Source organism: Brevundimonas sp. PWP3-1b1, from assembly GCF_049896065.1.
Taxonomy (GTDB): Bacteria; Pseudomonadota; Alphaproteobacteria; order Caulobacterales; family Caulobacteraceae; genus Brevundimonas; species Brevundimonas intermedia_B.
In genome coordinates this window covers 161,440-186,686 of sequence record NZ_JAFCTO010000001.1, presented here as the reverse complement: position 1 = coordinate 186,686, position 25,247 = coordinate 161,440, and the positions used below count along the sequence as shown (strand labels likewise).

25 protein-coding genes are annotated in these 25,247 nt (G+C 68.4%); 15 read left to right on the top strand and 10 right to left on the bottom strand.

All coding sequences use genetic code 11. The features are described from left to right. Positions 1–89 precede the first annotated feature (89 nt). The 4 genes from ACP69V_RS00895 to argF all read left to right on the top strand — a co-directional run bounded on the left by ACP69V_RS00895 (position 90) and on the right by argF (position 4,339). Entirely contained in the window at positions 90–920 is an 831-nt protein-coding gene (locus ACP69V_RS00895; protein ID WP_426022279.1) for an ABC transporter permease, read from the top strand. Between the two features lie 40 nt (positions 921–960). After that, on the top strand, positions 961–1,959 hold the full coding sequence (locus tag ACP69V_RS00890; RefSeq protein ID WP_426022278.1) for a M28 family metallopeptidase: 999 nt from the start codon (positions 961–963) through the stop codon (positions 1,957–1,959). 118 nt (positions 1,960–2,077) lie between these two features. Beyond that, positions 2,078–3,271 (top strand): aspartate aminotransferase family protein, encoded by a 1,194-nt coding sequence (locus tag ACP69V_RS00885; RefSeq protein ID WP_426022277.1) that lies wholly within the window; start codon positions 2,078–2,080, stop codon positions 3,269–3,271. A gap of 153 nt (positions 3,272–3,424) precedes the next feature. Beyond that, entirely contained in the window at positions 3,425–4,339 is a 915-nt protein-coding gene (gene argF / locus ACP69V_RS00880; protein ID WP_426022276.1) for an ornithine carbamoyltransferase, read from the top strand. Between the two features lie 7 nt (positions 4,340–4,346). On the opposite strand, the gene ACP69V_RS00875 is transcribed toward argF, so the two are convergent. The 3 genes from ACP69V_RS00875 to ACP69V_RS00865 form a co-directional block, all read right to left on the bottom strand. Further along, complete coding sequence (locus ACP69V_RS00875) at positions 4,347–5,177, bottom strand: hypothetical protein (protein WP_426022275.1); 831 nt, start codon at positions 5,175–5,177, stop codon at positions 4,347–4,349. Between the two features lie 161 nt (positions 5,178–5,338). After that, positions 5,339–5,836, bottom strand: coding sequence for a pyridoxamine 5'-phosphate oxidase family protein (locus ACP69V_RS00870; protein WP_135193906.1), 498 nt, complete (start codon positions 5,834–5,836; stop codon positions 5,339–5,341). Positions 5,837–5,896: 60 nt separating this feature from the next. Continuing rightward, positions 5,897–6,115 (bottom strand): hypothetical protein, encoded by a 219-nt coding sequence (locus ACP69V_RS00865; RefSeq protein ID WP_135193905.1) that lies wholly within the window; start codon positions 6,113–6,115, stop codon positions 5,897–5,899. Between the two features lie 216 nt (positions 6,116–6,331). On the opposite strand from ACP69V_RS00865, the gene ACP69V_RS00860 reads away from it, so the two are divergent. From ACP69V_RS00860 to ACP69V_RS00850, 3 genes are all read left to right on the top strand, one after another. After that, positions 6,332–9,196, top strand: a complete 2,865-nt coding sequence (locus ACP69V_RS00860) for an SEL1-like repeat protein (protein WP_426022274.1) — start codon at positions 6,332–6,334, stop codon at positions 9,194–9,196. 99 nt (positions 9,197–9,295) lie between these two features. Then, positions 9,296–10,219 carry a sulfite exporter TauE/SafE family protein gene (locus ACP69V_RS00855; protein WP_346495768.1) on the top strand — a complete coding sequence of 308 codons (924 nt, stop codon included), beginning with the start codon at positions 9,296–9,298 and terminating at the stop codon, positions 10,217–10,219. After that, positions 10,219–11,028 carry a TIGR02186 family protein gene (locus ACP69V_RS00850; RefSeq protein WP_426022273.1) on the top strand — a complete coding sequence of 270 codons (810 nt, stop codon included), beginning with the start codon at positions 10,219–10,221 and terminating at the stop codon, positions 11,026–11,028. Before ACP69V_RS00855 ends, ACP69V_RS00850 begins: the two co-directional genes overlap by 1 nt. Here ACP69V_RS00850 and gluQRS read toward each other — a convergent pair. Beyond that, positions 11,012–11,872: a tRNA glutamyl-Q(34) synthetase GluQRS gene (gluQRS, locus tag ACP69V_RS00845; RefSeq protein ID WP_426022272.1), complete on the bottom strand. Its 861-nt coding sequence runs from the start codon at positions 11,870–11,872 to the stop codon at positions 11,012–11,014. The two genes, ACP69V_RS00850 and gluQRS, sit on opposite strands and share 17 nt — an antisense overlap. An 80-nt stretch (positions 11,873–11,952) precedes the next feature. Here gluQRS and ACP69V_RS00840 point away from each other — a divergent pair, with 80 nt between their 5' ends. The 4 genes from ACP69V_RS00840 (at position 11,953) to ACP69V_RS00825 (ending at position 14,361) form a co-directional block, all read left to right on the top strand. After that, positions 11,953–12,603, top strand: a complete 651-nt coding sequence (locus ACP69V_RS00840) for a DNA-3-methyladenine glycosylase family protein (protein ID WP_426022271.1) — start codon at positions 11,953–11,955, stop codon at positions 12,601–12,603. Beyond that, positions 12,600–13,259, top strand: coding sequence for a trimeric intracellular cation channel family protein (locus ACP69V_RS00835; RefSeq protein ID WP_426022270.1), 660 nt, complete (start codon positions 12,600–12,602; stop codon positions 13,257–13,259). Before ACP69V_RS00840 ends, ACP69V_RS00835 begins: the two co-directional genes overlap by 4 nt. A 3-nt stretch (positions 13,260–13,262) precedes the next feature. Further along, on the top strand, positions 13,263–13,661 hold the full coding sequence (locus tag ACP69V_RS00830; RefSeq protein ID WP_426022269.1) for an ASCH domain-containing protein: 399 nt from the start codon (positions 13,263–13,265) through the stop codon (positions 13,659–13,661). 139 nt (positions 13,662–13,800) lie between these two features. Continuing rightward, positions 13,801–14,361 (top strand): HNH endonuclease, encoded by a 561-nt coding sequence (locus ACP69V_RS00825; protein WP_426022268.1) that lies wholly within the window; start codon positions 13,801–13,803, stop codon positions 14,359–14,361. 23 nt (positions 14,362–14,384) lie between these two features. On the opposite strand, the gene ACP69V_RS00820 is transcribed toward ACP69V_RS00825, so the two are convergent. The 6 genes from ACP69V_RS00820 to ACP69V_RS00795 all read right to left on the bottom strand — a co-directional run bounded on the left by ACP69V_RS00820 (position 14,385) and on the right by ACP69V_RS00795 (position 20,066). Continuing rightward, on the bottom strand, positions 14,385–15,350 hold the full coding sequence (locus ACP69V_RS00820) for a glycoside hydrolase family 5 protein (RefSeq protein ID WP_426022267.1): 966 nt from the start codon (positions 15,348–15,350) through the stop codon (positions 14,385–14,387). Between the two features lie 96 nt (positions 15,351–15,446). Continuing rightward, positions 15,447–15,905, bottom strand: a complete 459-nt coding sequence (locus ACP69V_RS00815) for a hypothetical protein (protein ID WP_426022266.1) — start codon at positions 15,903–15,905, stop codon at positions 15,447–15,449. A 93-nt stretch (positions 15,906–15,998) separates the two neighbouring features. After that, on the bottom strand, positions 15,999–16,751 hold the full coding sequence (gene pdeM / locus ACP69V_RS00810; RefSeq protein ID WP_426022265.1) for a ligase-associated DNA damage response endonuclease PdeM: 753 nt from the start codon (positions 16,749–16,751) through the stop codon (positions 15,999–16,001). Continuing rightward, positions 16,748–19,366, bottom strand: coding sequence for a ligase-associated DNA damage response DEXH box helicase (locus ACP69V_RS00805; protein ID WP_426022264.1), 2,619 nt, complete (start codon positions 19,364–19,366; stop codon positions 16,748–16,750). Before ACP69V_RS00805 ends, pdeM begins: the two co-directional genes overlap by 4 nt. Further along, positions 19,363–19,779, bottom strand: coding sequence for a type II toxin-antitoxin system VapC family toxin (locus ACP69V_RS00800; protein ID WP_426022263.1), 417 nt, complete (start codon positions 19,777–19,779; stop codon positions 19,363–19,365). Before ACP69V_RS00800 ends, ACP69V_RS00805 begins: the two co-directional genes overlap by 4 nt. After that, positions 19,779–20,066 (bottom strand): type II toxin-antitoxin system Phd/YefM family antitoxin, encoded by a 288-nt coding sequence (locus ACP69V_RS00795; protein WP_426022262.1) that lies wholly within the window; start codon positions 20,064–20,066, stop codon positions 19,779–19,781. Before ACP69V_RS00795 ends, ACP69V_RS00800 begins: the two co-directional genes overlap by 1 nt. 72 nt (positions 20,067–20,138) lie before the next feature. Between ACP69V_RS00795 and ACP69V_RS00790 the strand changes: the two genes are divergently transcribed. Genes ACP69V_RS00790 through ACP69V_RS00775 form a run of 4 tightly spaced genes read left to right on the top strand, consistent with a single transcriptional unit; the run spans position 20,139 to position 25,241 of the window. Continuing rightward, the gene (locus tag ACP69V_RS00790; RefSeq protein WP_426022261.1) at positions 20,139–22,994 is read left to right on the top strand and encodes an ATP-dependent DNA helicase; all 2,856 of its coding nucleotides are present in this window, start codon (positions 20,139–20,141) and stop codon (positions 22,992–22,994) included. A 1-nt stretch (position 22,995) separates the two neighbouring features. Continuing rightward, entirely contained in the window at positions 22,996–23,469 is a 474-nt protein-coding gene (gene ybaK, locus ACP69V_RS00785) for a Cys-tRNA(Pro) deacylase (protein ID WP_426022260.1), read from the top strand. A gap of 33 nt (positions 23,470–23,502) precedes the next feature. Beyond that, a complete protein-coding gene (locus tag ACP69V_RS00780; RefSeq protein WP_426022259.1) occupies positions 23,503–24,555 on the top strand; it encodes a DUF2125 domain-containing protein in 1,053 nt (350 codons plus the stop codon). Then, positions 24,555–25,241 carry a hypothetical protein gene (locus ACP69V_RS00775; protein ID WP_426022258.1) on the top strand — a complete coding sequence of 229 codons (687 nt, stop codon included), beginning with the start codon at positions 24,555–24,557 and terminating at the stop codon, positions 25,239–25,241. Before ACP69V_RS00780 ends, ACP69V_RS00775 begins: the two co-directional genes overlap by 1 nt. Positions 25,242–25,247: the final 6 nt, after the last annotated feature.

Sequence of the window (25,247 nt, the reverse complement as noted above, 5' to 3'; positions counted from 1 at the left end):
TCAGGCGACTGCACAGCGACCGTCACGATTCACCAATCACCATCACCCCGGCCTTGCGAAGCGCGGCCGTCGAGCGCATCTGGCGGGCCATGACCGAGACCCCCGACCTGATCTCCACCCGCCCCGCCGGTTTGCCGCAGCCGCGTCGCTATCCGGGGGTCAACTGGATCGGGGTGCAGACGCTGTATCTGCGCGAGGTGCGCCGCTTCTGGAAGGTGGGCGCCCAGACGGTGGCGGCGCCGGTGGTGACGACGCTGCTCTATATGCTGGTGTTCGTGGTGGCGCTTCAGAACGCCCGGCCGCCGCTGCACGGGACGCCGTTTGCGTTGTTCGTCGCGCCCGGCCTGATCATGATGGCCATGCTGAACAACGCCTTCGCCAACGCCTCGTCCAGCCTGATCCAGGCCAAGATCATGGGCACGGCGACCGATTTCCTGACCCCGCCGCTCAGCCCGCTGGAGCTGACGCTGGGCTTTACCCTGGGCGCGGCGACGCGGGGCCTGGCGGTCGGTTTGGTGACGGCGATCTGCGTCCTGCCGTTCGCGCCGCTGGGCATCGCCAATATCTTCGCCATCGTCTGGTTCGCTCTGGCCGCCTGTTTCGTCATGGGCATCACCGGCGTGCTGGCGGGACTGTGGAGCGAGAAGTTCGACCATCTGTCGGCGGTCCAGAACTTCATCGTCATGCCCATGACCTTCCTGTCGGGCACCTTCTATCTGGTCGAGAACCTGCCCGAACCCTTCCGCTCGCTCAGCCGCTACAACCCCTTCTTCTATCTGATCGACGGCTTCCGCTATGGCTTCATCGGCCATGCCGAGAGCAATCTGATGATCGGGGTCGTCGGTTCGGCCGTGCTGATGGTCGTCATGGGCGTCGTCTGCTGGCTGGTGTTCCGCTCGGGGTGGCGCCTTAAGAGCTAGATCGCTACCTTTTGCGGATCGCTCCCCCGAGAGGTCCGCCATGCTGTTCCGTTCGCTCGTCGCCGCCACGGCGCTGTTCGCCGCTGTTCCCGCCTTCGCTCAGGAGGCGACGCCCCAGGCTGGGGACCGCCCCGACATCGGCGCCGGCGCCGCCCAGTTCGTCAAGCCCACCAACGCCGAACGGACCCAGGTCCTGGTCGGCATGCTGACCACGCTGGGCTTCACGCCCGAGATCCAGGTCTTCGCCGGCGGCAACCAGGCCACCGGTCCGATGGAAGGCGCGAACGTCGTCGTCACGGTCGGCGAGGGCGCCAAGGACATCGTCCTGACGGCCCACTATGACGCGGTGAAGCTGCGCGACGGAACCCTGTCGCAGGGCATCGTCGACAATGTCGGCTCTGTCATGGCGATGATGGAGGCGGCCAAGACCCTGGAGATGGGGCTGGAGGGCCAGCCGGTCGCCCACCGTTTCGTCTTCGTCTTCACCGACCAGGAAGAGCTGGGCCTGCTGGGCGCCAAGGCCTTCCTGGAAAAGCACGGCAAGGACAGGATCGCCGCCGTCATCAACGCCGACGTCGCCGCCTATGGCCAGACGATCATGTATGGCGAGAACAACGGCGACCAGTCGGACTTCGTGCTGGAGACGCTGCGCAGCCTGTGCGCCGAGCGCGGCTTCGACTGCATGCCCTATCCGGTCTATCCGCCCAGCGACGACCGCGCCTTCTCGGCGGCCGGCGTGCCGGTGGTGTCGATGGGCACCCAGGACGCGGTCGGCGCCCACCAGATGTGGCTGGCCTTCAACGGCGGTGAGAACAATGGCCTGAAGGAGGGCTTCGTCCCGCCGGTGTTCCAGCGCATCCATTCGGCCGAGGACAGGCTGTCGTATCTGAAGGGCGTGGACGTGGCCCGCTTCGGCCTGTTCATCGCCGACCTGGGTCTGGCCCTGGACAAGCGCCTGGTCGAGATTCAGGCCAAGGACGCCGCCGTCGCCGCCGAGACCGCCCCTGTCGCCCCGGCGCCGGCGCCGAGCAACCCCTAGGCGTCGCTTTGGCGCCGGTGTTGACTAACACCGTCACTAATCCGACAACGCCTGTCCGTATCAATCCGGCTCCGTCGCGCTCGCGGCGGGGCCGTATCGCTTTTGGAGGTCTTGGTCCGTGTCCACTGAACATCTGATGGGTGTCTACAATCGCGCGCCGCTGGAAGTGGAACGCGGCCGAGGCGCGCGTCTGTGGGCGACCGACGGGACCGAATATCTCGACTGCGTCGCCGGCATCTCGACCAACGGCCTGGGCCACGCCCACCCCGAGCTGGTCCAGGCGGTCAAGGATCAGGCCGAGAAGCTGTGGCACGTCTCCAACATCTTCCGCATTCCAGGCCAGGAAGCCCTGGCCGACGCCCTGTGCGAGTCGAGCTTCGCCGACGTAGTCTTCTTCACCAACTCGGGTACGGAAGCGGTCGAGTGCGCGCTGAAGACGGCGCGCAAATATCACTCCGCCAACGGCGCGCCCGAGCGGATCGACATCTACGGCTTCGACGGCTCGTTCCACGGGCGCACCTATGGGGCGATAAACGCCGCCGCCAACCCCAGCTACACCGAGGGCTTCGGCCCGCCGATGCAGGGCTTCCACCAGTTGAAGTGGGGCGACCATGATGCGATCAAGGCCGCCATCGCCAATCCCACGACCGCCGCCATCATCGTCGAGCCGGTCCAGGGCGAGGGTGGTTGCCGCGCCATGCCGGACCAATGCCTGCGTGGCCTGCGCGAACTGTGCGACGAACACGGCGTCCTGATCATCTTCGACGAGGTCCAGTGCGGCATGGGCCGGACTGGCAAGCTGTGGGCCCACGAATGGGCCGGCATGGCGCCCGACATCATGGCGGTGGCCAAGGCCCTGGGCGGCGGCTTCCCCATCGGCGCCTGCCTGGCCTCGGCCAAGGCGGCCTCGGGCATGACGGTCGGCGTTCACGGCTCGACCTTCGGCGGCAACCCTCTGGCCATGGCTGTCGGTCAAAAGGCGCTGAGCCTGATCAACAGTCCTGAAATCTTGAATAACGTCAATGAGATCGCCGGCTACCTGAAGCAGCAGTTCGTGGGCCTGCAGGAACGGTTCCCCGACGTGATCGCCGATGTGCGCGGCAAGGGACTGTTGATCGGCATCAAGCTGGTGCCGAACAATCGCGAGTTCATGGCCCTGGCGCGCGATACGCAGCAGCTGCTGATCGCCGGCGGCGGCGACAACTGCGTGCGCCTGCTGCCGCCGCTGAACCTGACGCTGGACGAGGCCCGCGAGGCCATCGCCCGGTTCGAGGGCGCCTGCGAAGTCGCGCGCGAGAAGCTGGCGGCGTGATTGATATCTCTCCCTCCCCCGACGGGGGAGGGTGGTCGGCGCTGAGCGCCGACAGGGTGGGGGCGACCTAATTCAATCCGTTTCTCAGGGCCGGCCCCACCCGGTCCCTGCGGGACCACCCTCCCCGGAGCGGGGAGGGAGAAGGGCGGCTCAATGGTCCGGCACTTCCTCGACATCCACCGGCTCGAAGCAGCCGATCTGCGCGCCATTCTGGACGACGCCCACGCTCGCAAGGCCGCGCGCAAGGGCTGGCCCCAGGGGCGGCCCGACGCCGATGCGCCGGGCGAGGACCGCGTCCTGGCCATGATCTTCGAGAAGAACTCGACCCGCACTCGCTTCAGCTTCGACGCGGCCATTCGCCAGCTGGGCGGGTCGTCGATCATCGCCACGGCCGCCGACATGCAGCTGGGGCGCGGCGAGCCGGTCGAGGACACCGCCCGCGTCCTCTCGCGCATGGTCGATGCGGTGATGATCCGCGCCAATGACCACGAGGATGTCGAGCGGTTCGCTCGCGTCTCGACCGTGCCTGTGATCAACGGCCTGACCGACCGCAGCCACCCGTGCCAGATCCTGGCCGACCTGCAGACGATCGAGGAACATTCCGGCCCCATCGCCGGCAAGACGATCGCCTGGATCGGCGACGGCAACAATGTCTGCCACAGCTTCATGCACGCGGCGCCCAAGTTCGGCTTCCACCTGAACGTCGCCTGCCCGGCGGAATATCATCCCGACCTGCGCGACCTGGCCAAGGGCGCGAACGCCGTCACCCTGACCAGCGACCCGCGCGAGGCGGTCAAGGGCGCCGACGTGGTCGTCACCGACACCTGGGTCTCGATGGGCGATCAGGATTATGAGGCGCGTCTGGCCGCCTTCGAATCCTATTCGGTGGACGAGGCCCTGATGGCCCTGGCCGATCCCGACGCCGTCTTCCTGCACTGCCTGCCCGCCCACCGCGGCGAGGAAGTCACCGACGCGGTCATCGACGGACCGCGTTCCCTGGTCTGGGACGAGGCCGAAAACCGCATCCACGCCCAGAAGGCCGTGCTGGCCTGGTGTTTCGCGGGCTGAACGCCCGTCAGTCCTCGCTGCCGATCGGCGGCGAGGCTGTCCAAGGTCCCAGGGCGAGTAAACCGTCGTAACCGCCGTCATCCAATGGGGTCAGAATGACGCCGCGGGCCTGCGCGTCGTATCTTTCTATGGAGGGATTGACGCCGCACTCGTCGCGCGAACAGTTCCAGGCGAACCCGCCCTGCTGCGCGATCTTCAGGCTCAAGGTCTCGCGGTTCGGCAGGTGTCCGGCGGCCGGAACGCCCAGATCAGGGTAGTCCGCAAAGGCCGTTTTTCGGGCGTGGATGTTGCCGGCCAGTCCGATGATCCGCGCGTCCGGGCGCTTCTGTCGGGCCTGAGCCAGAAGATAGCCCATGTTGAGTTCGTACCAAGCCTGATCCAGGCCTTCGCCGCGCGTCAAGCTGCTCGGTTGAAAGAGGTGCAGACCGATGTCGCGCCCCGCCGCCTTCAGCTCACGCACCCTGTTTAGCAAGGCCAACAAGGCCTGGCTTGTTCGCCCATCCTGCACCGCGCGGTTCAGCAGGGACGACCCCTCCAGTGTCGCCAGAGCGCTGGCCTCGTCAGGTGCGGCGATAAAGGCGTCCAGCGTCGGCTGCAGCGTGTCTTCCAGTTCCAGCGCCACGACGACGGGTCCCTGTTCGGTCGCTGCGCAGGCGATCTCGCCCACCGCCTGCGGCGCTTCCGTTGTGCCGTGCAGCTCCCCGATCACGATGATACGCTCCGCTCGATCAAGCAGGGCTGAGGTTCCTGACGGCGGCGAACAGGCCGCGATAGCGGCGGCGGCGAAAAGTCCCAGCATTGATTTCCCCTCTGGTGTTCGAAGTTGCATTCGCAGCAACCTGGAGGGCTAAATTATGGTCGCGCCTCCCAACATTTTGGGAAAGCGGTCGGTCTCGATCTTTTGTAAAAGATAAAGACGCGCGCCAGACCCTGTCTGGCGCGCGTAATTAGGTCAGGTGAGGCGGCTCTTTTACTTGGAGAGCGCGCGATATGGCCTGCCTACAGCTTCACGTCCGACACACCGCCGACGTCGGGCGTCGACTTGGTCAGATTGGCCTTGAGGACTTCGTAGCCGAAGCCCAGGGCACCCTTGTCGGACACCCAGACGCGGCCGTCGTTGGCGTCGAAACGGACCAGGGTCAGGTGCGGGTCGTCCTTGCCGTCGGGATACCAGGCGGCGACGACGGGGTTCCAGTATTTGTCGATCCGGGTACGATCCTGGTCGATGGCCAGGCGGCCGTGGATGCAGGCCTGAACCTTGCCGTCCTTGGCCTGGTAGCAGAACATGCCGTCCTGGCCGCCGCCGGCCACGTCACGGGCGAAGTCGGTGTCGTCGCGGGTGAAGAACCAGATGGTTCCGGTCTCGTCCTCGCCATAGCCGGTCATGGGCTGATGGTGATAGCCGGGCTTGTCCAGGCCCAGCATCCCGGTGTTGGACTCCTTCAGGCTCTTCCAGAATTCCTTTTCCGCCTCGGCGGCGGTCAGCTTGTCGGTCATGCAGCATCTCCTTGAGTGAGCTGCAGGATCAACAGACCGGCCGGGTTCGGGTTCCTAAAGCTAAGCTCCGGGAATCCATGGCGCGCGTTCGGCGCCGAACAGGGTCGCCAGATGGATCAGCAGCAGCATGGCGATGGCCGCGGACCCGACCATCAGAAACCGCCACGGCATCATGCGCGGCCCCTTGAGCGGGTCGGGCGGACGCGCCCCGCGCCAGCCGGTGAAGACCATGACGGCCAGGGTCAGGGCCAGGAAAATGAGGGTTGTCGTCAGGCTCATGCGCCGCACGTGACGAAGCGCGCGCCGCTTGGCAAGCCAACCCTTGCCGGGAGGTTAATCTTCACACCGCGTTAACCGAGATGATTCACTAATCCCGGCGTCTGGAGGGGTGTCCACAGGATTGGGAGACCGCCGCTAGATATTGCGGTTAACCATCAGTTTACACCCTCGATATTGACGGTATAGCCTGCGTCGTATGGGTCGGGAGCCGAATCAGTGAGCGCTGCAGCGCCTTGGAGCGTTAAGGGAATCGATCCCAAGGCCCGTGAGGTCGCAAAGGACCTTGCGCGTCGTTCCGGCATGACGCTGGGCGAATGGCTCAACTCCATGATCATGGAGGACGAGGAGGAGGGTTACGCCACCCTGCCGCGTCGCTCCCAAGCGTCCGAATACGAACGCCGCAACCGCAGCCGCCGTCTCGACGACGCCTATGATGTCGCCGAGGACAACGGGCATCGGATCAGCGCCTCCATCGACGTGATCGCCGCGCGGCTGGAAGCCGCCGAACGTCGCTCGACCGTCGCCATCCAGGGCGTGGACCAGGCGGTTTCCGGCCTGATGCGCCGGCTCGACGGCCAGGAAGCCGAGGCCCAGGGCGCCGCGCGCCGTATCGACGACATCGCCGAGGAACTGCGCGAGGGCCACCGCCGACTGCGCGCCTTCGAACGCGACACCGGCCCGCTGACGCAAGAAGCGTTCGGCAAGGTCGAGGCCTCGCTGGGCGCCCTGACCGGCCGTCTGTACGACATCGAGGAGCGCCAGCGTCTAGGCGTCAACGACCTGCGCGAGCGGATGGAGGCGGTCGAAAAGGCCGCCGGTCCCGGCGTCGGCACGGAAATGCTGGCCCAGGTCGGCGCGCGTCTGGACGAGGCCCAGAACCGCACGACCGAAGCGCTGAAGACGCTGGAACGCTCGTTCGCAGAGCTGGATCAGCGGATGCGGTCGGCCGAGAGCCGGGTCGAGCCGGAAAGCGCGCGCGATCTCGCGCGCTTCGAGAAACTGGCCGAAAGCCTGTCGCGCCAGATCGAGAACAATCGCGCCGAAATGATGCAGCGTCTCGACGCCGCCGAAACCGGCGCGCGCATCGACCGCATCGAACGCGCCGTCCAGGCCGTCGGCGACCAGATCAAGACGTCCGAGCAGAAGGGCGCCGTGGGCCTTGAGGCCATGGGTCGCGAAGTCCTGCGCATCGCCCGCAACCTGAACGCCCGCGTCCAGAAGGTCGAAACCGACAGCGACGGCCGCACCGACGCGGTCGCCCGCGCCGTGACCGAGGCCGTCGGCCAGACCATCGAGACCGAGGTCGCACGCCGCGCCGGTCGCCTGGATCAGGAGTTCGCGCGTCACGTAGACCGCGTCGATCAACGCCTGACCGCCAGCGACGACCGCCACGCCATCGCGCTGGAAAAACTGGGCGGCGAGATCACCCGCATCTCGGACCAGCTGAGCGACCGCATCGCCCAGTCGGAGCGCCGCTCGCAGCAGGCGCTGGAAGACATCGGCCGTCGCCTGTCGGAAAGCTCGGACAAGATCGAGCAACGCTACGACCGCGCCTCGGGCGAACTGGCCGAGCGGATGCGGATGAGCGAAGAGCGCACCGCCCGTTTGCTGGCCGAGGCGCGCGAGAGCATAGAGACGCGAACGCCGTCGGCCATCCGCGACAAGCCGCTGGACAACGAACCGTCCTGGGCTCCGTCGCGCGCTGTTCCTGAACGCGTTGCGCCTGCGCCGATCCAGTCCGCCTCGGTCGATGGCGACTGGCGCGCCGCCGCCTTCCCGGACGAAACCTTCACCGATCAGGACGCCTGGTCCAGCGATCCGGTCACGCCCGAAGTCGCCGCCGCCTCGCCCTTCCCCGCGACCGCCTTCGCCGAGCCGGAACCCGAGCCGGTCGCCGCCGAGGCGGACGAGACGCCGTCGCACCAGGTCGATCCCGACGGTGTCGAACCGATCATCCAGCCCTTCAGCGGCTTCGGCGGCGCCGATGTCGAGGACGCGCTGGAAGCGACCTCGCCCGGCTTCTCGACCGCCGCGACCGAAAAGCGCGCCGCCCCCGTTTTGGACGCCGACGACGACGATTTCGGCGGCGAGACCGAGTTCGTCGATCCGCGCCAGCTTCGCGCCACCATGGGCGCTGCGGCCGCCGCCGGTCGCGCCTCGGCGACCCGCAGCACCATCGACGCCGCTCGCGCCGCCATCACCGCGCCGCCCGAGCCGGAACCGGCGCCGCGTTCAGGCTTCGGCCTCAAGCGGGGCGGCAAGTCCAAGCTGCAGGAGCGGCTGGACAGGCAGGCGGCAAAGAACGGTTCGACCGCCAAAAAGACCTTCCTCGCCTCGGTCACGGCGGTCGCCCTGACCGGCGGCGTCTATGGCTATCTGTCCCTGACCGACGGCGGCGCGCCGGACTTCGACCTGCCGAACTTCGGCGGCGACGCCCAGGCCGCCGGACCCGCCCTGCCTATCGCCGCCTCGGCGGTGACGCCGACCGGCGTGCGCCCGACCTTCGATCTCGCCGGTCCCGGCGCGGCGGATTACGAAGCCGCCATCGGTAAGCTGGAGGCTGGCGACAACTCCGGTCTGGACGCCATGAAGCGCGCCGCCAACCTGGGTTACGCGCCCGCCCAGACCTATCTGGGTCAGCTGTATCTGGACGGCGCCAACGGCGTTCCCGCCGACCCGGCGCTGAGCCGTCAGTGGGGCCGTCGTGCGGCCGAGGGCGGCGATCCGCGCGGAATGCATCTCTACGGGATGCAACTGTATGAAGGCGACGGCGGCGCGACCAATCAGGCCGAGGCCCTGACCTGGCTGCTCAACGCCGCCGAGCGCGGTCTGCCGGACAGCCAGTACAATGTCGCGCGCATCTACGAGACCGGCGCCGACGGCGTGGCCAAGAATCCGACCGAAGCCCTGAAGTGGTACATGATCGCCGCGCGCGGCGGGGATACAGAGGCCCAGGCCGCCGTGACGCGCCTGCGTCCGACGGCCAGCGCCACCGCCCAGCGCGCCGCCCGCACCGCTGCAGACGCCTTCGTGGCCCAGTCCCAGCCCCAGTCTCAACCCGCGTCGCAGGCAACGGGGTAGATTCACATGCGTCGGGCGGCTATCGGTCGCCCGGTCGTTGACGACCCCCGCTGCCGCCTGACGGCGATCCTTTAACCGCTCCAGCCGAAGGCGCGTCCTTTGGACATCTATCTGCCGATCGCCGAGGTTTCGGTGAACTGGCCGACCCTGGTGATCCTGGGGGCGGTGGTCGGATTCGTGTCCGGCCTGTTCGGCATCGGCGGCGGCTTCCTGATGGCCCCGATCCTGGTCTTCCTGGGCATCCCCCCGACGGTCGCTGTCGCCAGCCAGGCCAGCCACGTCGTCGCCTCCTCGACCTCCGGCGTCATCCGCTATGCGGGCGCAGGCGCGGTCGATTTCAAGATGGGCTCGGTGATGGCGGCCGGAGGCGCCGTCGGCGCCCTGGCGGGGGTCGAGCTGTTTCGATACCTGCGCCTGCTGGGCCAGGCCGACCTGGTCGTCGCCGTCTCCTACCTCGTCTTCCTGGGCGCCATCGGCGTGCTGATGCTGAACGAGAGCCTGACCGAGATCCTGCGCCGTCGTCGGGGCCTGCCCGCGCCGCACAAGCAGCGTCGGCGGCCGATGTGGCTGTACGGTCTGCCGCTGAAGATGAAATTCCCCAAGTCGGGTCTGTACATCAGCGCCCTGCCGCCGTTCGGCCTGGGCGTCTTCGCGGGCGTCCTGTCGGCCATCATGGGGGTGGGCGGCGGCTTCATCCTGGTGCCGGCCATGCTGTATATCCTGCGGATGCGGGCGGGCGCGGTGGTGGGGACCAGCCTGTTCCAGATCATCATCACCACCGCCATCACCACCATCCTTCAGGCCGGGCGCAACCAGACGGTCGACATCGTCCTGTCCACCATCCTGCTGCTGGGCGGGGTGGTCGGGGCGCAGATCGGCGCCCGGTTCGCCGGTCGTTTCCGCGCCGAGGAGCTGCGGGCGGCCCTGGGGCTGATCGTGCTGTTGGTCGGAATCCAGATGGGGCTGGACCTGTTCGTGCGCCCCAACGACATCTTCATGATCGCCCCAGGGGTCGCGGACTGATGCAGGCGCTTCCCCCTCCACCGCCCGCCATTACGGCGCCGGCTCCGGATCGGTCGGAGGCGACGACGGGCGACCTACGCGTCGCCGCCGCCCTGACCGACGCCCAGGTCCGGGTCGATTCCAGTTTCACGGGCGCGTCCATCGTCCTGTATGGCGCGGTGTTCAATCCCACGGACGAACCGGCCGACGTCGTCGTGGTGGTGCGAGGGCCCGACGCGCCGATCCGCCTGGTCAAGAAGACGCGCACCTCGGGCGTCTGGCTGAACAGCCGGCCCGTGCTGTTCGAGGGCGCGCCTGGCTTCTACATGACCGCCTCGACCCGCCCGCTCAGCGACATCGCCGACTTCGGACAGTTGCGTCGCCTCGGCGTCGGGGTCGATCACCTGCGCATCGACGCGCCGGAGGAAAGCCGCACCGTCACCCGTTACGGCGTGCGTGATGTGGTCGTCAGCCGGCTTGGCGACGACTATCTGGACTGGCGCCGCGCCGTGATCCGTCTGAAGGAGGCCGCCGCCCTCTACGACACGGATTCCCAGGGGGTCGAGTTCGTGGACCGGGGCCTGTTTCGCGCCGAGGTCGAACTGCCCACCGTCGCCCCGACGGGCAAATATTACGCCGAGGTCTGGCTGTTCCAGAACGGTGAGCCGCAGTCGGTGTCGAACCTGACCCTGACGGTCGAGAAGGTCGGATTGGAGCGCGACATTTACGAGTTCGCCCATCGTCGGCCGTGGCTTTACGGCGTGCTGTGCGTCGTGCTGGCCGCCCTGACCGGCTACGGCGCCTCGCGCATCTTCAGTCGCCGGAGCTGAAGCGCAGTTCGGCGCGCAGGGCCTCGGGCGTCAATCCGCCCGCCCGCAGTTCGGCCAGGGTGACCGAACGATCGCGCTTGGCGTAGCGCCGCCCGTCCGGTCCTGCCAGCAGCCGATGATGGCGATAGGTCGGCGCGGGCCAGCCCATCAGCGTCTGGATCAGCCGCTGCACATGGGTCGCCTCGAACAGGTCCTGTCCCCGGATCACATGGGTCACGCCCTGCAGCGCGTCGTCGTGGGTGACCGCCAGATGATAGGCGACGCCCGTATCCTTGCGCGCCAGCACAACGTCGCCCGCGGCCTCGGGGTTTACGGCGACGCCGCCGGTCTCGCCGTTCGGACCCTCGCCCTCCTCGACGAAGCTCAGGCCGGTCCAGACCGCCTCGCCCAGCGCCTCGCGCGCTCGATCCAGCGACAGCCGCCAGGCGAAGGGCGCGCCTGAGGCCAGCAGCTGCGCCTCTTCCTGCGCGGGATGGGGGCCGGGCCGCACCGTCTCCATCGCCCCATGCGGCGCATCGCCGATGCCGTTCAGGATTTCCTTGCGCGTGCGGAAACACCGATAGAGCAGGCCGCGTTCTCTCAGGCCTTCGATCACGGCGGCATAGTCGTCCAGATAATCGGACTGACGCCGCACCGGCGTCTCCCAGTCCAGACCCAGCCAGGCCAGATCCTCCCGAATGCCCGCCTCGTAGTCCGGTCTGCACCGTGTCGGATCGATATCCTCGATCCGCAGCACGAACCGCCCGCCCGCCGCCTTCGCCGCCGACCAGGCGTTCAGGGCCGAGAACGCATGGCCCCTGTGCAGGCGGCCGGTGGGCGAGGGAGCGAAGCGGGTCGTGAACATCGCGATGATCCTAGCGGTTTGCGGCCATCAACGGCGCCCCCGCTCTTTCCGACGGGCGCGACGAGCCGTAAGCATGACGAATGCCGCCTCAGCCCACGCCCCAGGACATCGCCGCCGCGCGCGAGGCGCTGGTCGCCGCCGATCCGGCCATGGCGAGGGTGCATGCGCAGACGCCGCCCTTCGAATGGCGGCTGCGGGTCGGCGGGTTCGAGGGGCTGTTCCGCATGATCGTGGAGCAGCAGGTTTCTGTGGCCTCGGCGGCCTCGGTCTGGGCGCGGCTGCGCGAGGGCATGGGCGGGATCACGCCCGAGCTGCTGCTGGCGCACGACCTGGATCAACTGCGGGGCATGGGCCTGTCGCGGCAGAAGGCGACCTATGGACAGGGCATCGCGCGGGCCCAGCTCGCCGGCGAGATCGATCTGGAGCATCTGGCTAGTCTGGACGACGAAGCGGCGATCGCCGCCCTGACGGCGCTGAAGGGCGTGGGGCTGTGGACGGCCGAGGCCTATCTGTTGATGTGCGAGGGACGGCTGGACGTGTTTCCCGGCGGCGACGTGGCGTTGCAGGAGGCGATCCGCTGGGCGGACGGCGCCGAGGTGCGGCCGGACCAGAAGGCCGCCTATGCCCGCGCCGAGATATGGCGACCCTATCGCGCGGTGGCGACCCATCTGCTGTGGGCCTGGTACACGGGCGTCAAGCGCGGCGAGATCGTTCTGGAGACGCCGCAATGACCCCGCTCGATCCCGCCCTTACCGAACCCCTGCGCAATCCCCAGACCGTGCTGTCGGCGCTGGACTTCGCCGGCGTCGCGGTGTTCGCCGCGACAGGCGCCCTGGCCGCCGCGCGCGAGAAGCACGACGTGGTCACCTTCGCCTTCTTCGGCGCCATCACCGGCGTGGGCGGGGGCACATTGCGCGACCTGCTGCTGGGCCTGCCTGTGTTCTGGGTTCAGGACTGGCGCTATCTGGCGGTCTGCCTGTTCGCCTCGACGGCCTTGTGGCTGGTGGGTCAGCGCGACTGGCGGTTCCGCGCCTTGCTGTGGCTGGATGCGATCGGCCTTGCGGCCTACGGCGTCATGGGCGCGGCCAAGGCCGAGGCGGCGGGCGCGCCGGCCCTGATCTGCATCGTCATGGGCACGCTGACGGCCTGTTTCGGCGGGGTAGTGCGCGACACGCTTGCGGGGCAGCCGTCGATCCTGCTGCGGCGAGAGATCAACGTCACGGCGGCCATATTGGCGGCGACGGTCTATATCGCGCTGCGCGCGCCCGGCATGCCGATCTGGCCCGCCGCCATCGTCGCCGCCCTGTGCGGTTTCCTGTTGCGGGCCGCCGCCCTGCGCTGGGGCTGGACCCTTCCGGGCTTTCCCACCCATGCCAGCCGCGCCTAGGTCATGAGCGAAGTCCCCGACACCTATCGCGACGCCCCGCGCTGGCCGTTCGGCGACAGCCCGGAACTGGCCGACGAACTGCTGGCCCTGGTGCTGGCGGGCGGCAAGCGGGCCACCTGTTCGTCTCTGGCGGCGTGCGAGGCCGACATCATGCCCACCGTCGGCGAGGTCAGCGTGATCCTGGACGGCGCGGGCGCGCCCCGCTGCGCCATCCGCACGACCGAGGTTGAGATCATGGCCTTCGAAGACGTCGGCGAGGACTTCGCCCGCGCCGAGGGAGAGGGCGATCTGAGCTACGCATGGTGGCGCGACGCGCACGAGGCCTATTACCGCCGCGAGGGCAGTTGGGCGCCGGGCATGAAGGTCGTCTGCGAGCGGTTCGAACTGGTCGAGATTTTCTGACGCTGCGTCACGAAAACGCTGCACTCTGGTCATGGCGATGAGCGGGAATCACGGGTAGGCTATCGCTGCAAGACTAGGGAAGGAGACGTGTCCTCACCTCTGTCGCCTCGATATCCCCCCGTCCGCGCGGGAGGGCCTGATGCAGGTTCTCCATCGACCGCCCTCCGGCTTTCCCGCGTTGGTGCTGAACGCCGACTTCCGGCCGTTGTCCTACTATCCGCTGTCGCTCTGGCCGTGGGAGGAGGCGGTCAAGGCGGTCTATCAGGACCGCGTTGACGTGGTGTCCCTGTATGACAAGGTCGTCCGCTCCCCCTCGATGGAGATGCAGCTTCCCAGCGTGATCGCGCTGCGAAGCTATGTGGACCAGGACCGCAACCCCGCCTTCACCCGCTTCAACGTCTTCCTGCGCGACGGTTTCGCCTGTCAGTACTGCGGCGAATCCACCGAACTGACCTTCGACCACGTCATCCCCCGCTCGCATGGCGGCCGCACGACCTGGGAGAACATCGTCGCCGCCTGCAGTCCCTGCAACCTGGCCAAGGGCGGCCGCACCCCGCGCCAGGCCATGATGCCGATCCGCCGCGAACCCTATCGCCCCAACGCCTGGCAGCTTCAGGACGCCGGCCGTCGTTTCCCGCCGCACTACCTGCACCAGAGCTGGCTCGACTACCTCTACTGGGACATCGAGCTGGAGCCCTAGAGCGGGACTGTATCGCGACGGCGTCAGTCCTGCTGGTCGGCCCTGCTTCTTATGTGTTCGCGCACAAGACGGCCGGAGGGGCTCAGCTCTTCATCCGTCCATCCGCCTCGGGCTGGGGCGCCCGGACGGAGCGCAGCCGAGGTTTCCGCCTTGTCGGTGAGGGCCCAGTTTACGTAGCTCAGCTTTCGCGTCTCCAGAAACTCCCACCAAAGGCGTGTCTCTTCGGCGTCCAGCACGCCATTGCCGTTAGCTTCGCTGGTTCCCCATTCCGTGACGAACAGGGCCGCGCCCCGATCCAGCGCGGCCTGCGCCTTGTCGCGCAGCCACTGGCGATGAGTGCCGGCGTAGAAATGCAGCGTATAGGCCAGGTTGGAGAACGGCAGAGGATCGGCGGCGGCGACATCGACGGCCTGCGACCAGCTCGGCGTGCCGGCGACGATCAGATTGTCAGGGTCCGCCGCACGGATCGCTGCTGCGACCTGCATGTGATAGGGGCGCACGACCTCGGCCCAACCATGGTGCTGCAGGGGTTCATTGTAGGTCTCGTAGATCAGGTTCGGATAGGCGCCGTATTTTTTGGCGATCCGTTCGAAGAAGGCGGCGGCCTCGGCGGCATGCGGCTCGTGCGCGTGCCAATCGACGATGACGTACAGGCCTTCTTGTATCGCGGCGTCGATGATCGTCTCGGCCTTGGCGATCTCACGCTCCGGGGCGCTCAGATAGCCGTCATCGTCGACGGCGACGGCGACGCGAACCACGTCGACGTTCCAGTCTGTCTTGAGCCACCGCACGACCTCGGGATTGTAGTATTTGGCGTCCCACTGACTCCAGAACAGCGACATGCCTCTCAGCACAACGGGCTGCATGGCGGCGTCCACCACCTGCCCGTTCTTGACGCTGAGCGCCCCGTGTCGCTCAACCGGCGTCTGGGCATAGGCGGGCGCGGCCAGGAGTAGGGCCGCCAAGATGAGAGGGATCAGTTTCGTCATGCGCCACCTCTGCCGTTGCTAAGCTGCGATCCTTAGCAACCCGTCCGATGGACGCAAAGAAGCATCACGGGAGAGCGTCGGCCGTGCCGTCGTAGTCTATAGGGCAGGGCGTCGCAGGGTCACGGTCTCAGCAACCCTGCGCCGACGAAGGCGTCGGTCCAGACGGTCGATTTCGGTCAGGGTCAGGTCGGGATGTCGGCGGAACGACTGGCGCAACTGTTCGATACGGCCGGGCGCCCAGGCTGCCGCGACGCCTGCGGAGCCGGCTAAAAAGTCGATGATGGAGACGCTGCGGCCCGTCAGGGCCTGCAGCAGTTCGACCCCGAAGGCGGCGGCGATGACGTACAGGGCCAGGTCGTCGCGACGCTGGCTGGGCGCGATCAGGAACAGGCCGCTGGCCAGGCCATAGAAGGTGATGACGTGGGCGGCCTTGTCGTTCAGGCCAAAGACCTGCTCTAGCCCCTGAAACGGTCCCAGCATCAGGACAGCCATGCCCAGGGCCGCCAGGGCGAAGCCGAGGCGGGCGGCCATGACGATGCGGCGGGGGGTGAGCATGAGGCGGGCGTCCGTGAAATCGATCCGCCGTCATCCTGCATTGCTGTCCGCCAAGATGCGGTGAAGCGACGTGCTGAACGGTTTACGAACGACCTATCGCAGCACGTCCCAGGCCAGGGCGTGGACCCGGTCCCGTCCCAGGGCGGCGGCCAGGGGCGGGACGGCGAACAGATCGGCGATGGCGGGATCACGCACGTTCAATCCTCCGGTAAAGGCGCCGAAGGCCGGAAGGATGATGCGCGATCCGTCCGTGACGAAACACGGCCGGCGCACGCCGCGTCCATAGGCGGCGACGCGCGCGGCGGGATGCAGGTGTCCCGCGACCTCGCCGCGCCGGTCGTCTTCGGCCGTCAGCGGTTCAGGCTCATGCGTCAGGCGAAGCGGGCCCAGCGCCATGTCGCCGACGATCCGGCCGGGCAGGCGGGCCGCAGCGTCTGCATCCCGAGCGAGCGCCTCGCGGTCGTGATTGCCCTCCAGCCACAGCCAGTCGCGCCCCGCCGCCAGCCGGTCCAGCCGCGTGCGGTCCTCGGCGGCCATACGGGGGATCGCCTTCGTGTCATGGAAACTGTCGCCCAACAGCACGACCATGGCCGGGTCCAGTTCGGCGATCTCGGCCTCAAGCTTGTCCAGCGTGGCGCGGCTGTCATAGGGCGGCAGCAACTGTCCGCGCACGGCGAAGGCGGACCCCTTTTCCAGGTGCAGATCCGCCACGATCAGGGCGCCGTGGGCCGGAACCCACATGGCCCCGGAACAGCGCAGAACGCAGGCTTGGCCCGCGATCCGCACGCTCAACGACCCGCAGGTCTTGCGGGCGGGGGACAGGGTCTGGCGCAAGGCGGCGTTCATGCAGCCTCGCCGGGTTCGGCGTCGTCCATGACCTCGGCGATCAGCAGGTCGGCGCTCTCGTCCAGGATCATCTCGGCTGCGTCCCCGCCCACCCGCTCGCGCCCGATCTGGACCAGAACCGGCACGCAGAAGGGCGAGGCACGGGTCAGGGGCTGATGCCGGATTCGGCCCTCGATCCGCGTCAGCATCTGGCCCAGCCGCGCCACGTCGAGCAGGCCCGAGGCGGCGTCGGCGCGGGCGGTCTTGAGCAGCAGATGGTCGGGTTGGTGGCGGCGCAGCACGTCGTAGATCAGGTCGGTGGAAAAGGTCACCTGGCGGCCGGTCTTCTCGGCGCCAGGCAGACGACGCTCGATCAAGCCCGAGATCAGGGCGCAATTGCGGAAGGACCGCTTCATCATGAAGCTTTCCTCCAGCCAGGCCTCCAGATCGTCGCCCAGCATGTCGGACTGGAACAGGGCGTCCAGGTCGATCCCGTCCATCGGCTTGATCGACCAGATGGCCAGCGAATAGTCGGTGACGACGAAGCCCAGCGGCCCGACGCCCATCCGGTCGAGCCGCCGCGTCAGCAGCATGCACAGGGTGGTGTGCGCCAGATTGCCTTCGAACGGATAGGCGACCAGGAAATGCCGGCTGCCGCGCGGAAAGGTCTCGACCAGCATGGATTCCGCATTGGGGATGACCGAACGGGTCTCCTGCAACTCCAGCCATTCCTGCACGTCGGGCGGCAGGACGCGCCAGTGGTCGCGGTCGTGGATCATCGTCCGCACCCGGTCGGCCAGCGACGTCGACAGCGGGAACTTCGACCCGCCCCAGGATGGGATCTTGGGGTCCTTGTCGTTGGCGTGGGTGACCAGGGCGTCGGTCCCCGTGATGCCTTGGAACGCCCAGACCTGACCGGCGAACAGGAAGGTGTCGCCGGGCGTCAGCTGTTCGAAATACCACTCCTCGGCCTCGCCCACCTTGCGGCCGGCGATCAGTTGACGAGACGCCCCGCCCCGGCGGCTGGCCACCCGCACGTTCAGGGTGCCGGCCGAGACGATGGCCCCGACGTTCATGCGGTGGCGCTGAGCGATATGCTGGTTGCGCACTTTCCAGCGGCCATCCTGGGTCCTGACGATGCGCGCGAACCGGTCATAGGTGCGCAGCGCGTATCCGCCGGTGGCGACGAAATCGACCACCTCCTCGAACTGCTCCCACGTCAGGTCGCGATAGGGGCCGCAGCCGACAATTTCCTCGTACAGTGCCTGCATGTCGAAGGCCTCCGAACAGGCCACGCCCATCACGTGCTGGGCCAGGGTGTCGAGCGTTCCAATATGGACCGGCTCCCAGTCGAAGGCGTTGTCGGCCACCGCCTCGCGCGCGGCCTGACATTCCAGCATCTCGAACCGGCTGGCGGGCACCAGCAGGGCGCGCGACGGCTCGTCCAGCCGGTGGTTGGCGCGGCCGATCCGCTGGACCAGGCGGCTCGATCCCTTGGGCGCCGCCATCTGGATGACCAGGTCCACATCGCCCCAGTCGATGCCCAGATCGAGCGTCGAGGTGCAGACCACGGCCCGCAGGTCGCCCCGCGCCATCGCCGCCTCGATCTTGCGCCGCTGCTCGGCGGCCAACGAGCCGTGGTGCAGGCCGATGGGCAGGTTGTCGTCGTTGATCGCCCACAACTGCTGGAACACGAACTCCGACTGCCAGCGGGTGTTGACGAAGATCAGCGCCAGGGTCGAACGCTGGATGGCGGCGTAGACTTCCGGGATGGCGTGCTGGCCGGTATGGCCCGCCCACGGCACCTTGCCCTCGGAGATCAGGACATCGATGACGGCGGGCGCGCCGGGGTCGCCACGGACCAGCGTGACCGCATCAAGAACCCCTCCACCCCTGGCTTCGCCAGCGGTCCCCCTCCCCATGAAATGGGGAGGAGACGGCTCGGCCTGCGTCTCCTCCCCGCTGTGCGGGGAGGGGGACCGCGAAGCGGTGGAGGGGTTCTTTGTGTCCGCATCACCCGGCGCCAACCACCCCCGGATCAGATCGGGATCTTCGATGGTCGCGCTCAGACCCACCCGCCGCATCCCTGGCGAAAAACTCTGCAACCGCCCCAGCCCCAGCGACAGCAGGTCGCCCCGCTTGCCGCTCCAGATCGCATGCACCTCGTCCAGCACCACGCATTTCAGATCGGCGAAATAGGCCCGCGCGCCCTCCCAGGCGCAGAACAGGGCCAACTGCTCGGGCGTGGTCAGCAGGATGTCGGGCGGAAAGTCGCGCTGACGCTGGCGTTTGGATTGCTTCGTGTCGCCCGTCCGCGTCTCGACGTGGATGTTCAGTCCGATCTCGCGGATCGGCGTCATCAGATTGCGCTCGACATCGGTGGTCAGGGCCTTCAGCGGCGACAGATACAGGGTATGCACCCCCGACCCCGGCCCGGTCGCCGGCCTGGATCCACGCTCCGCCAGTTCGATCAGACTGGGCAGAAACCCCGCCAGCGTCTTGCCTCCGCCAGTCGGCGCGACCAGCAGCGCATGCCGGCCCGCTTCACCCGCCGCGATCATCTCCAGCTGATGCCGCCGAGGCGACCAGCCGCGCGACGCGAACCAGTCGGCGAAAAGAGGGGGAAGGATCGTCACACGCTCCACGGCGACAGCAGACGGCAACCGCTATGTTCGAAGTGGCGAAGATTTCGGGTCACCACCGTCAGCCCGTGGACGTGAGCCGTCGCCGCGATCAACTCGTTCGTCATTTCTGACGGGCGGCCCAAGGTGCGAGCGGTTTCGGCCAAAGACGCCCAACGCTCGGTGACTTCCAGATCGACCGGCAGAATGCGTGCGCCGTACCGAAGGATCAGATCCGTCAGCCAGTAGTCCAGATCGTCGCGACGCCGCCCAGGCTCCAATCGCACGATGCCGCGTCGCAGCTCTCCTACGGTGATGACGCTGAGATGCAGGTCCGACAGCAACTGGTCGGCCAGCCATGCCATCACGCCCGCATCGGGACGCGCGCGTTTGGGTTCGCTGATGACGTTGGTATCGAGCAGGAACATCAGAAGGGGTCGATTTCCCTCGCCGGTCGGCCGTCGCGTTCCAGATCGACACCTTCCAGAGACGGGCCGTTCAGCAGCCAGTCCTTGAAGTCACGCGACGCACGCGGATCCTTCAGGCGTCTGAAATCCTCGGCCGAGATGACGACGGCGGCAGCCTCGCCATGCAGAGAAATCTCCTGCGGCCCTTCGGTGCGGGATTTCCGAATGACCTCGGAGAAGTTGTCCTTGGCCTTGGCCACGCTCCAGTTCATCGCTGCGTCTCCGGTCTGGCTATCGGTTATGGCCATACTCTCGGTTAGCGCTTCGGTCAATGAAATGTTCCCGTTCCGTTTCAGCCCCGAGGTCGCTATCTATCGGTCGTGTCCGACGAATCCGTCATCGCTGAAACCCGCCTGACCGGCGCCGAGCCGTGGCTGGCCCTGCCGCCGGCGCTCGCCACGCCGCCAGGCGCAGGCGCGGTGTGCGACGAGGCGGGTGCGAGGAAGATCGGGCGGGGGGCGGCCGAGGGGTTCTTCAGCGTCGGGCCGGTGATGGTGGCGCACGCCTCGCTGACGGCGCGGCGGCTGGGGCTGACGCCGCCGCCGAGGTCGCCTGAGTTGATGGATGTGCTGGAGCTTTACGCCTTCGTGCGGCCGGCGCGGTTCTGCGCCCCGTCGCCGACGGGGCTGGCCCTGTCGTTGGGGCTGGCCGAGCCCAAGTCGGCGGAGGAACAGGCGTCGGCCCTGCGCGAGGCGGCGGGCCTGTTGCTGCGCGAACTGGCGGAAGCGGCCTATCCCGAGCGCGAGGCGGCCTATGTCCTGGCGCTGACGATGCAGCGGGCGGGTTGGGCCTGGGGCGAGCGGGTGGTTCAGGCGCTGGAAGCCGGCGGGGTGCGGGCGCGCCAGCATCGCGGGTCGGGCCTGGACGTCTGGTCACGCCTCACCGAATGGGAGGACGAGGCGCCGCGCGGCGAGGCGGGATCGGCCCCGGTCGATAGCGAGAGCGCGCGCATCCGGCTGGAGAAGCTGCTTCAGGCCTCGGGCCTGGACGAAACGCGGCCGACCCAGTCGGACTATGCCGCCGAAGCCGCCTTCGCCTTTTCGCCCCGCAACGAAGAGGGGCGACCCCGCGTCCTGCTGGCCGAGGCCGGGACCGGCACGGGCAAGACCCTGGGCTATCTGGCGCCCGCCTCCCTGTGGGCCGAGCGGAACCAGGGGGCGGCCTGGATCTCGACCTATACCCGCGCCCTGCAACGCCAGATCGACCGCGAGAGCCATTCGCTGTGGCCCGATCCGGCCGAGCGCAAGAAAAAGGCGGTGATCCGCAAGGGGCGCGAGAACTATCTGTGCGTCCTGAACCTGCAGGACATGGTCCAGGCGGCCCAGCTGGGGAACGGCGACCTGATCGGCCTGGCCCTGGCCGGGCGCTGGGCGCTGCATACGCGCGACGGCGACATGACCGGCGGGGATTTCCCCGGCTGGCTGCCGGGCCTATTCGCCATGCCGGCGGCCCATGCGGCGGGGGCGGCCAATCTGGTGGATCGGCGGGGCGAATGCGTTCACGCCGCCTGTCCCCACTATCGCACCTGTTTCGTCGAGAAGACCATTCGCGCCAGCCGCCGCGCGGACCTGGTCATCGCCAACCACGCCCTGGTCCTGACCCAGGCCGCCTTCGATGGGGCGCGGTCGGCGCGGGGCCAAAAACAGGACGGCGAGACGGCGGCCCTGAAACGCATCGTCTTCGACGAGGGTCACCACCTGTTCGACGCCGCCGACAGCGCCTTTTCCGCCTGTCTGTCGGGCCAGGAGGCGGCCGAGCTGCGCCGCTGGATTCGTGGGCCGGAGGGGCGGGGGCGTCGCGGGCGCGGGCTGGAACAGCGGCTGGGCGACATGGTCGGGGACAATGAGGCGGCGCTGAAGGCGCTTCAGGACGCCATCCGCGCCTCGGCTGCGCTTCCGGGCGAAGGGGTGTCCGGCCGCGTCGCCCCGGCCTCGGGCGAGGTCAATCCCATCGGGCCGATCGAGGCCTTTCTGGCCGCCGCGCTCGATCAACTGCGCGCCCGCACGGCCGAGACCAACACATACGGCGGCCCCGAGTTCGGCATGGAGTGCGCGCTGAAGCCTGTGACCGATCCGGTGGCGGAGACTGCCCGCGCGGCGGCCCAGGCCCTGGCCGCGCTGGAGGCGCCGCTGCTGGCCCTGTCGCGGCATCTGGAGGACATCCTCGACGACGAGGCGGCCGAGCTGGACGGGTCGCAGCGGTCCCGGATCGAAGGCGCGCTACGCGGTCTGGACCGGCGCGCGCGCATGACCCTGCCGGGCTGGCGCTCGATGCTGGCGGCGCTGGAGGATGGCGGCGATCAGCCCGATCCCGACTTCGTCGACTGGCTGTCGGCCGAGACGGCGTTCGGCCGCATCCATGACGTCGCCCTGCGCCGCCACTGGATCGATCCGACCGTGCCGCTGGAGGCCGCCGTGATCGTGCCGTCGCACGGGGTGCTGGTGACCTCGGCGACCCTGTCCGATCCGATGCAGGAGGATCCGTTCGACCTGGCGCGGATGCGGACCGGATCGGCCCGTCTGATCGATCCGCCCCGCACCCTGAAGGTCGAAAGCCCGTTCGACTATGCGGCCAACAGCCGGGTCATCGTCGTCAACGATCTGGTCAAGGATGATCCGCGCCAGACGGCGGCGGCGATGCGCGAACTGTTCCTGGCGGCCGGGGGCGGGGGGCTGGGCTTGTTCACCGCCATTCGCCGGTTGAAGGCGGTCTATGAAAGGCTGGGGCCGGACCTGGCGAAGTCCGGCGTGCCCCTGTACGCCCAGCACGTCGATCCGCTGGAGGTCGGGGCGCTGGTCGACATGTTCCGGGTCGAGGAGAACTCGTGCCTGCTAGGCACCGACGCCGTGCGCGACGGGGTGGATGTGCCGGGGCGGTCGCTGCGCGTGCTGGCCTTCGATCGCGTGCCCTGGCCCCGCCCGGATCTGCTGCACAAGGCGCGGCGCGAACGCCTGGGCGGCAAGGGTTATGACGATGCGCTCGCCCGCGCCCGCATCGCCCAGGCCTTCGGGCGGCTGATCCGGCGCGGCGACGACAAGGGGGTGTTCCTGATGCTGGACGCCGCCACGCCGACGCGCCTGTTCGCCAGCCTGCCGCCGGGAACGGAGGTCCAACGCATGGGCCTGGCCGATGCGGTGGAACTGACCCGCAGCTTCCTGAATCCCGAGACGACCTGAGATGTCGAAGACCACGCCTGCGACCGTCGCCCTGACCAAGGCCGGGGTCGCCTTCGACCTGTTCCCCTACGACTATGATCCCGATGCGCCGCGCGTGGGGTTGCAGGCCGCCGAGGCCCTGGGGATTGCGCCCGAGCAGGTGTTCAAGACCCTGATGGTCTCGGTCGACGGCGCCCCTGCCTGCGTCATCGTTCCGTCCGACTGCGAGGTCAGCATGAAGAAGCTGGCGGCCGTGCTGGGGGGCAAGTCGGCCCAGATGATGAGGCCCGCCGACGCTGAACGGTTGACCGGCTACAAGGTCGGCGGGGTCAGTCCCTTCGGCCAGAAGAAGACCGTGCCGACCGCCATGGACGAGACGGCCATCCTGTTTGATCGGGTGCTGATCAATGGGGGCCAGCGCGGGCTGTTGCTGGGCGTCGCGCCGAATGAGGCACGACGAGCGACCGACGCCGTTCTGGCCGACCTCACCGCCTAGAACGGCTTGAAATGGCGCGCTATAGGATCGCGCATGACCGACACCACCAAGCGACCCAGCCGCAAGGGCCTCTATGCGCCCTTCATCCTCGTGCTGATCGCCCTGGCGGCCTGGACCGGCTGGTGGGCCTTTCTGACGCGCCAGATCGACACGCGGCTGGAGGCCCAGGTCCAGACCCTGCGTCAGGACGGCTGGGACGTGCGGTTCGCAGACAAGACGATCACCGGCTGGCCCTTCCGCGCTCGTGTCGGCCTGACCCAGCTGGTTGTGCAGACGCCGTCGGGTCACGCCATCAATGCGGCCGAACTGAACGCCGAGGCCAATGCCTATCAGCCGACCAAATGGGTGGTGGTGGCGCCGCAGGGGCTGATGCTGACCCGCGCCGGCAAGGGCGAGGTCGCGGTCAAGGGCGACGCCATCCGCATGAGCGCCAGCGGCATCGACCAGCGCTGGCCCAATCTGGCGCTGGAGATGGTCAATCCGGTCTTCACGACCCAGACCGGCGCCGAACCCTTCCCCATCGCCCGCGCCGCGCGGATCGAGCTGTACGCTAGGCCGCATCTGGAAGGCTCGACCACGCCGACCGACGACGTCGATGTCATGTTCCGACTGGTGGACGGCCAAGGTCGCGCCGACGGCCCCGTCGAAGGCTTCGCCCAGGACGGCCGCCTGACCACCCAGCTGGAGGCCGTGATCGGCCAGGCCAGCCTTTTGAAGACCGGCGGCGACGCGGCCGGGGTCTTCTCGGCCTGGACGAAGTCGGGCGGGACGTTCCGCAATGTGCGCGGCGACCTGCAGGCGGGCGACAGCCGCGCGACCCTCAGCAGCGACGTGTTACGCGCCGATGCGAACGGACGTCTGACGGGACAGGTCGAACTGCAGGCGCAGAAACCTCTGCCCGCGCTGGCCGGGCTGATGGCGACGCGGCAGGGGCCGGTCAACCGGATCGGCGCGGCCGGAGCCGCCGCTGCGGCGGGCGCGGCCGAAGCGACGGGCCAGGAACAACTGCCCCTGACGCTGGTGTTCCGCGACGGTCGCACCTGGCTCGGCCCTTTCCCTCTGGCACCGGCGCCCAAGCTGTTCTGATGGCCCTGCTGGACGAACCCGAGACGAACGAGGCCCTGCTGGCGCTGGACCGCGCCCTGGTCGAGGCGGTGCGAGCGCGGGTTGCGGCGGGACCGCGCGACCGGGCCGACGCCTCGGCCATCGCCCTGCGTCAGTTGCTGGACGGCGCATCGCCCGCCGAGGCCGCAGCGGTCAAGGCGGTGTGGGGCCGTGTCGAGGTCGCGACCGGCCCGGCCCTGGTCGTCTGCGGCGGCCTGGCCCAGGCTCTGGCGGTCGATCGCTATGGCCTGGGATCGCGGCCCATGTCGGCCGATGAAGCGTTGAAGGCGGTCGAGGCCGGCGCGCGCGCCGTGATCGATCTGACGCCTGACCGGCCGTGGTGGGGGCGACTGCTGGCCCGGCCTGAACTGAAGATCGTCGCCGCCCTGCCCGACGACCGGCGCGGCCGGCCCCAGGCCTTTGTGGTGTCCAGGGAAACCTCCGGCCCGACCGGCGACGACCGCAGCTTCTGGGTCACCGACAGCGGCTGGTCCGAGACCAAGATCGTCGAGGCCCTGGGCGAGGCTGGTCTGGTCGCCGATCCACTGGCGGCGGCGGGCGGCTTGAAGCTGTTCGTGCTGACGGGCTATGTGCAGGCCGAGGACGGGCGGCTGAAGACCGCGCCCGGCCGCCTGAACGGCGTCATCGGCGCCGCCCCCATCTATTAGTTCAAG

Excerpts from the sequence above, each read along its gene's own strand:
- ACP69V_RS00895 (WP_426022279.1), top strand. The coding sequence starts at position 90 with ATGACCGAGACCCCCGACCTGATCTCCACCCGCCCCGCCGGTTTGCCG.
- ACP69V_RS00890 (WP_426022278.1), top strand. The coding sequence starts at position 961 with ATGCTGTTCCGTTCGCTCGTCGCCGCCACGGCGCTGTTCGCCGCTGTT.
- argF (WP_426022276.1), top strand. The coding sequence starts at position 3,425 with ATGGTCCGGCACTTCCTCGACATCCACCGGCTCGAAGCAGCCGATCTG.
- ACP69V_RS00870 (WP_135193906.1), bottom strand. The coding sequence starts at position 5,836 with ATGACCGACAAGCTGACCGCCGCCGAGGCGGAAAAGGAATTCTGGAAG.
- ACP69V_RS00865 (WP_135193905.1), bottom strand. The coding sequence starts at position 6,115 with ATGAGCCTGACGACAACCCTCATTTTCCTGGCCCTGACCCTGGCCGTC.
- ACP69V_RS00850 (WP_426022273.1), top strand. The coding sequence starts at position 10,219 with ATGCAGGCGCTTCCCCCTCCACCGCCCGCCATTACGGCGCCGGCTCCG.
- gluQRS (WP_426022272.1), bottom strand. The coding sequence starts at position 11,872 with ATGTTCACGACCCGCTTCGCTCCCTCGCCCACCGGCCGCCTGCACAGG.
- ACP69V_RS00840 (WP_426022271.1), top strand. The coding sequence starts at position 11,953 with ATGCCGCCTCAGCCCACGCCCCAGGACATCGCCGCCGCGCGCGAGGCG.
- ACP69V_RS00835 (WP_426022270.1), top strand. The coding sequence starts at position 12,600 with ATGACCCCGCTCGATCCCGCCCTTACCGAACCCCTGCGCAATCCCCAG.
- ACP69V_RS00830 (WP_426022269.1), top strand. The coding sequence starts at position 13,263 with ATGAGCGAAGTCCCCGACACCTATCGCGACGCCCCGCGCTGGCCGTTC.
- ACP69V_RS00825 (WP_426022268.1), top strand. The coding sequence starts at position 13,801 with ATGCAGGTTCTCCATCGACCGCCCTCCGGCTTTCCCGCGTTGGTGCTG.
- ACP69V_RS00820 (WP_426022267.1), bottom strand. The coding sequence starts at position 15,350 with ATGACGAAACTGATCCCTCTCATCTTGGCGGCCCTACTCCTGGCCGCG.
- ACP69V_RS00815 (WP_426022266.1), bottom strand. The coding sequence starts at position 15,905 with ATGCTCACCCCCCGCCGCATCGTCATGGCCGCCCGCCTCGGCTTCGCC.
- pdeM (WP_426022265.1), bottom strand. The coding sequence starts at position 16,751 with ATGAACGCCGCCTTGCGCCAGACCCTGTCCCCCGCCCGCAAGACCTGC.
- ACP69V_RS00800 (WP_426022263.1), bottom strand. The coding sequence starts at position 19,779 with ATGTTCCTGCTCGATACCAACGTCATCAGCGAACCCAAACGCGCGCGT.
- ACP69V_RS00795 (WP_426022262.1), bottom strand. The coding sequence starts at position 20,066 with ATGGCCATAACCGATAGCCAGACCGGAGACGCAGCGATGAACTGGAGC.
- ybaK (WP_426022260.1), top strand. The coding sequence starts at position 22,996 with ATGTCGAAGACCACGCCTGCGACCGTCGCCCTGACCAAGGCCGGGGTC.
- ACP69V_RS00780 (WP_426022259.1), top strand. The coding sequence starts at position 23,503 with ATGACCGACACCACCAAGCGACCCAGCCGCAAGGGCCTCTATGCGCCC.
- ACP69V_RS00775 (WP_426022258.1), top strand. The coding sequence starts at position 24,555 with ATGGCCCTGCTGGACGAACCCGAGACGAACGAGGCCCTGCTGGCGCTG.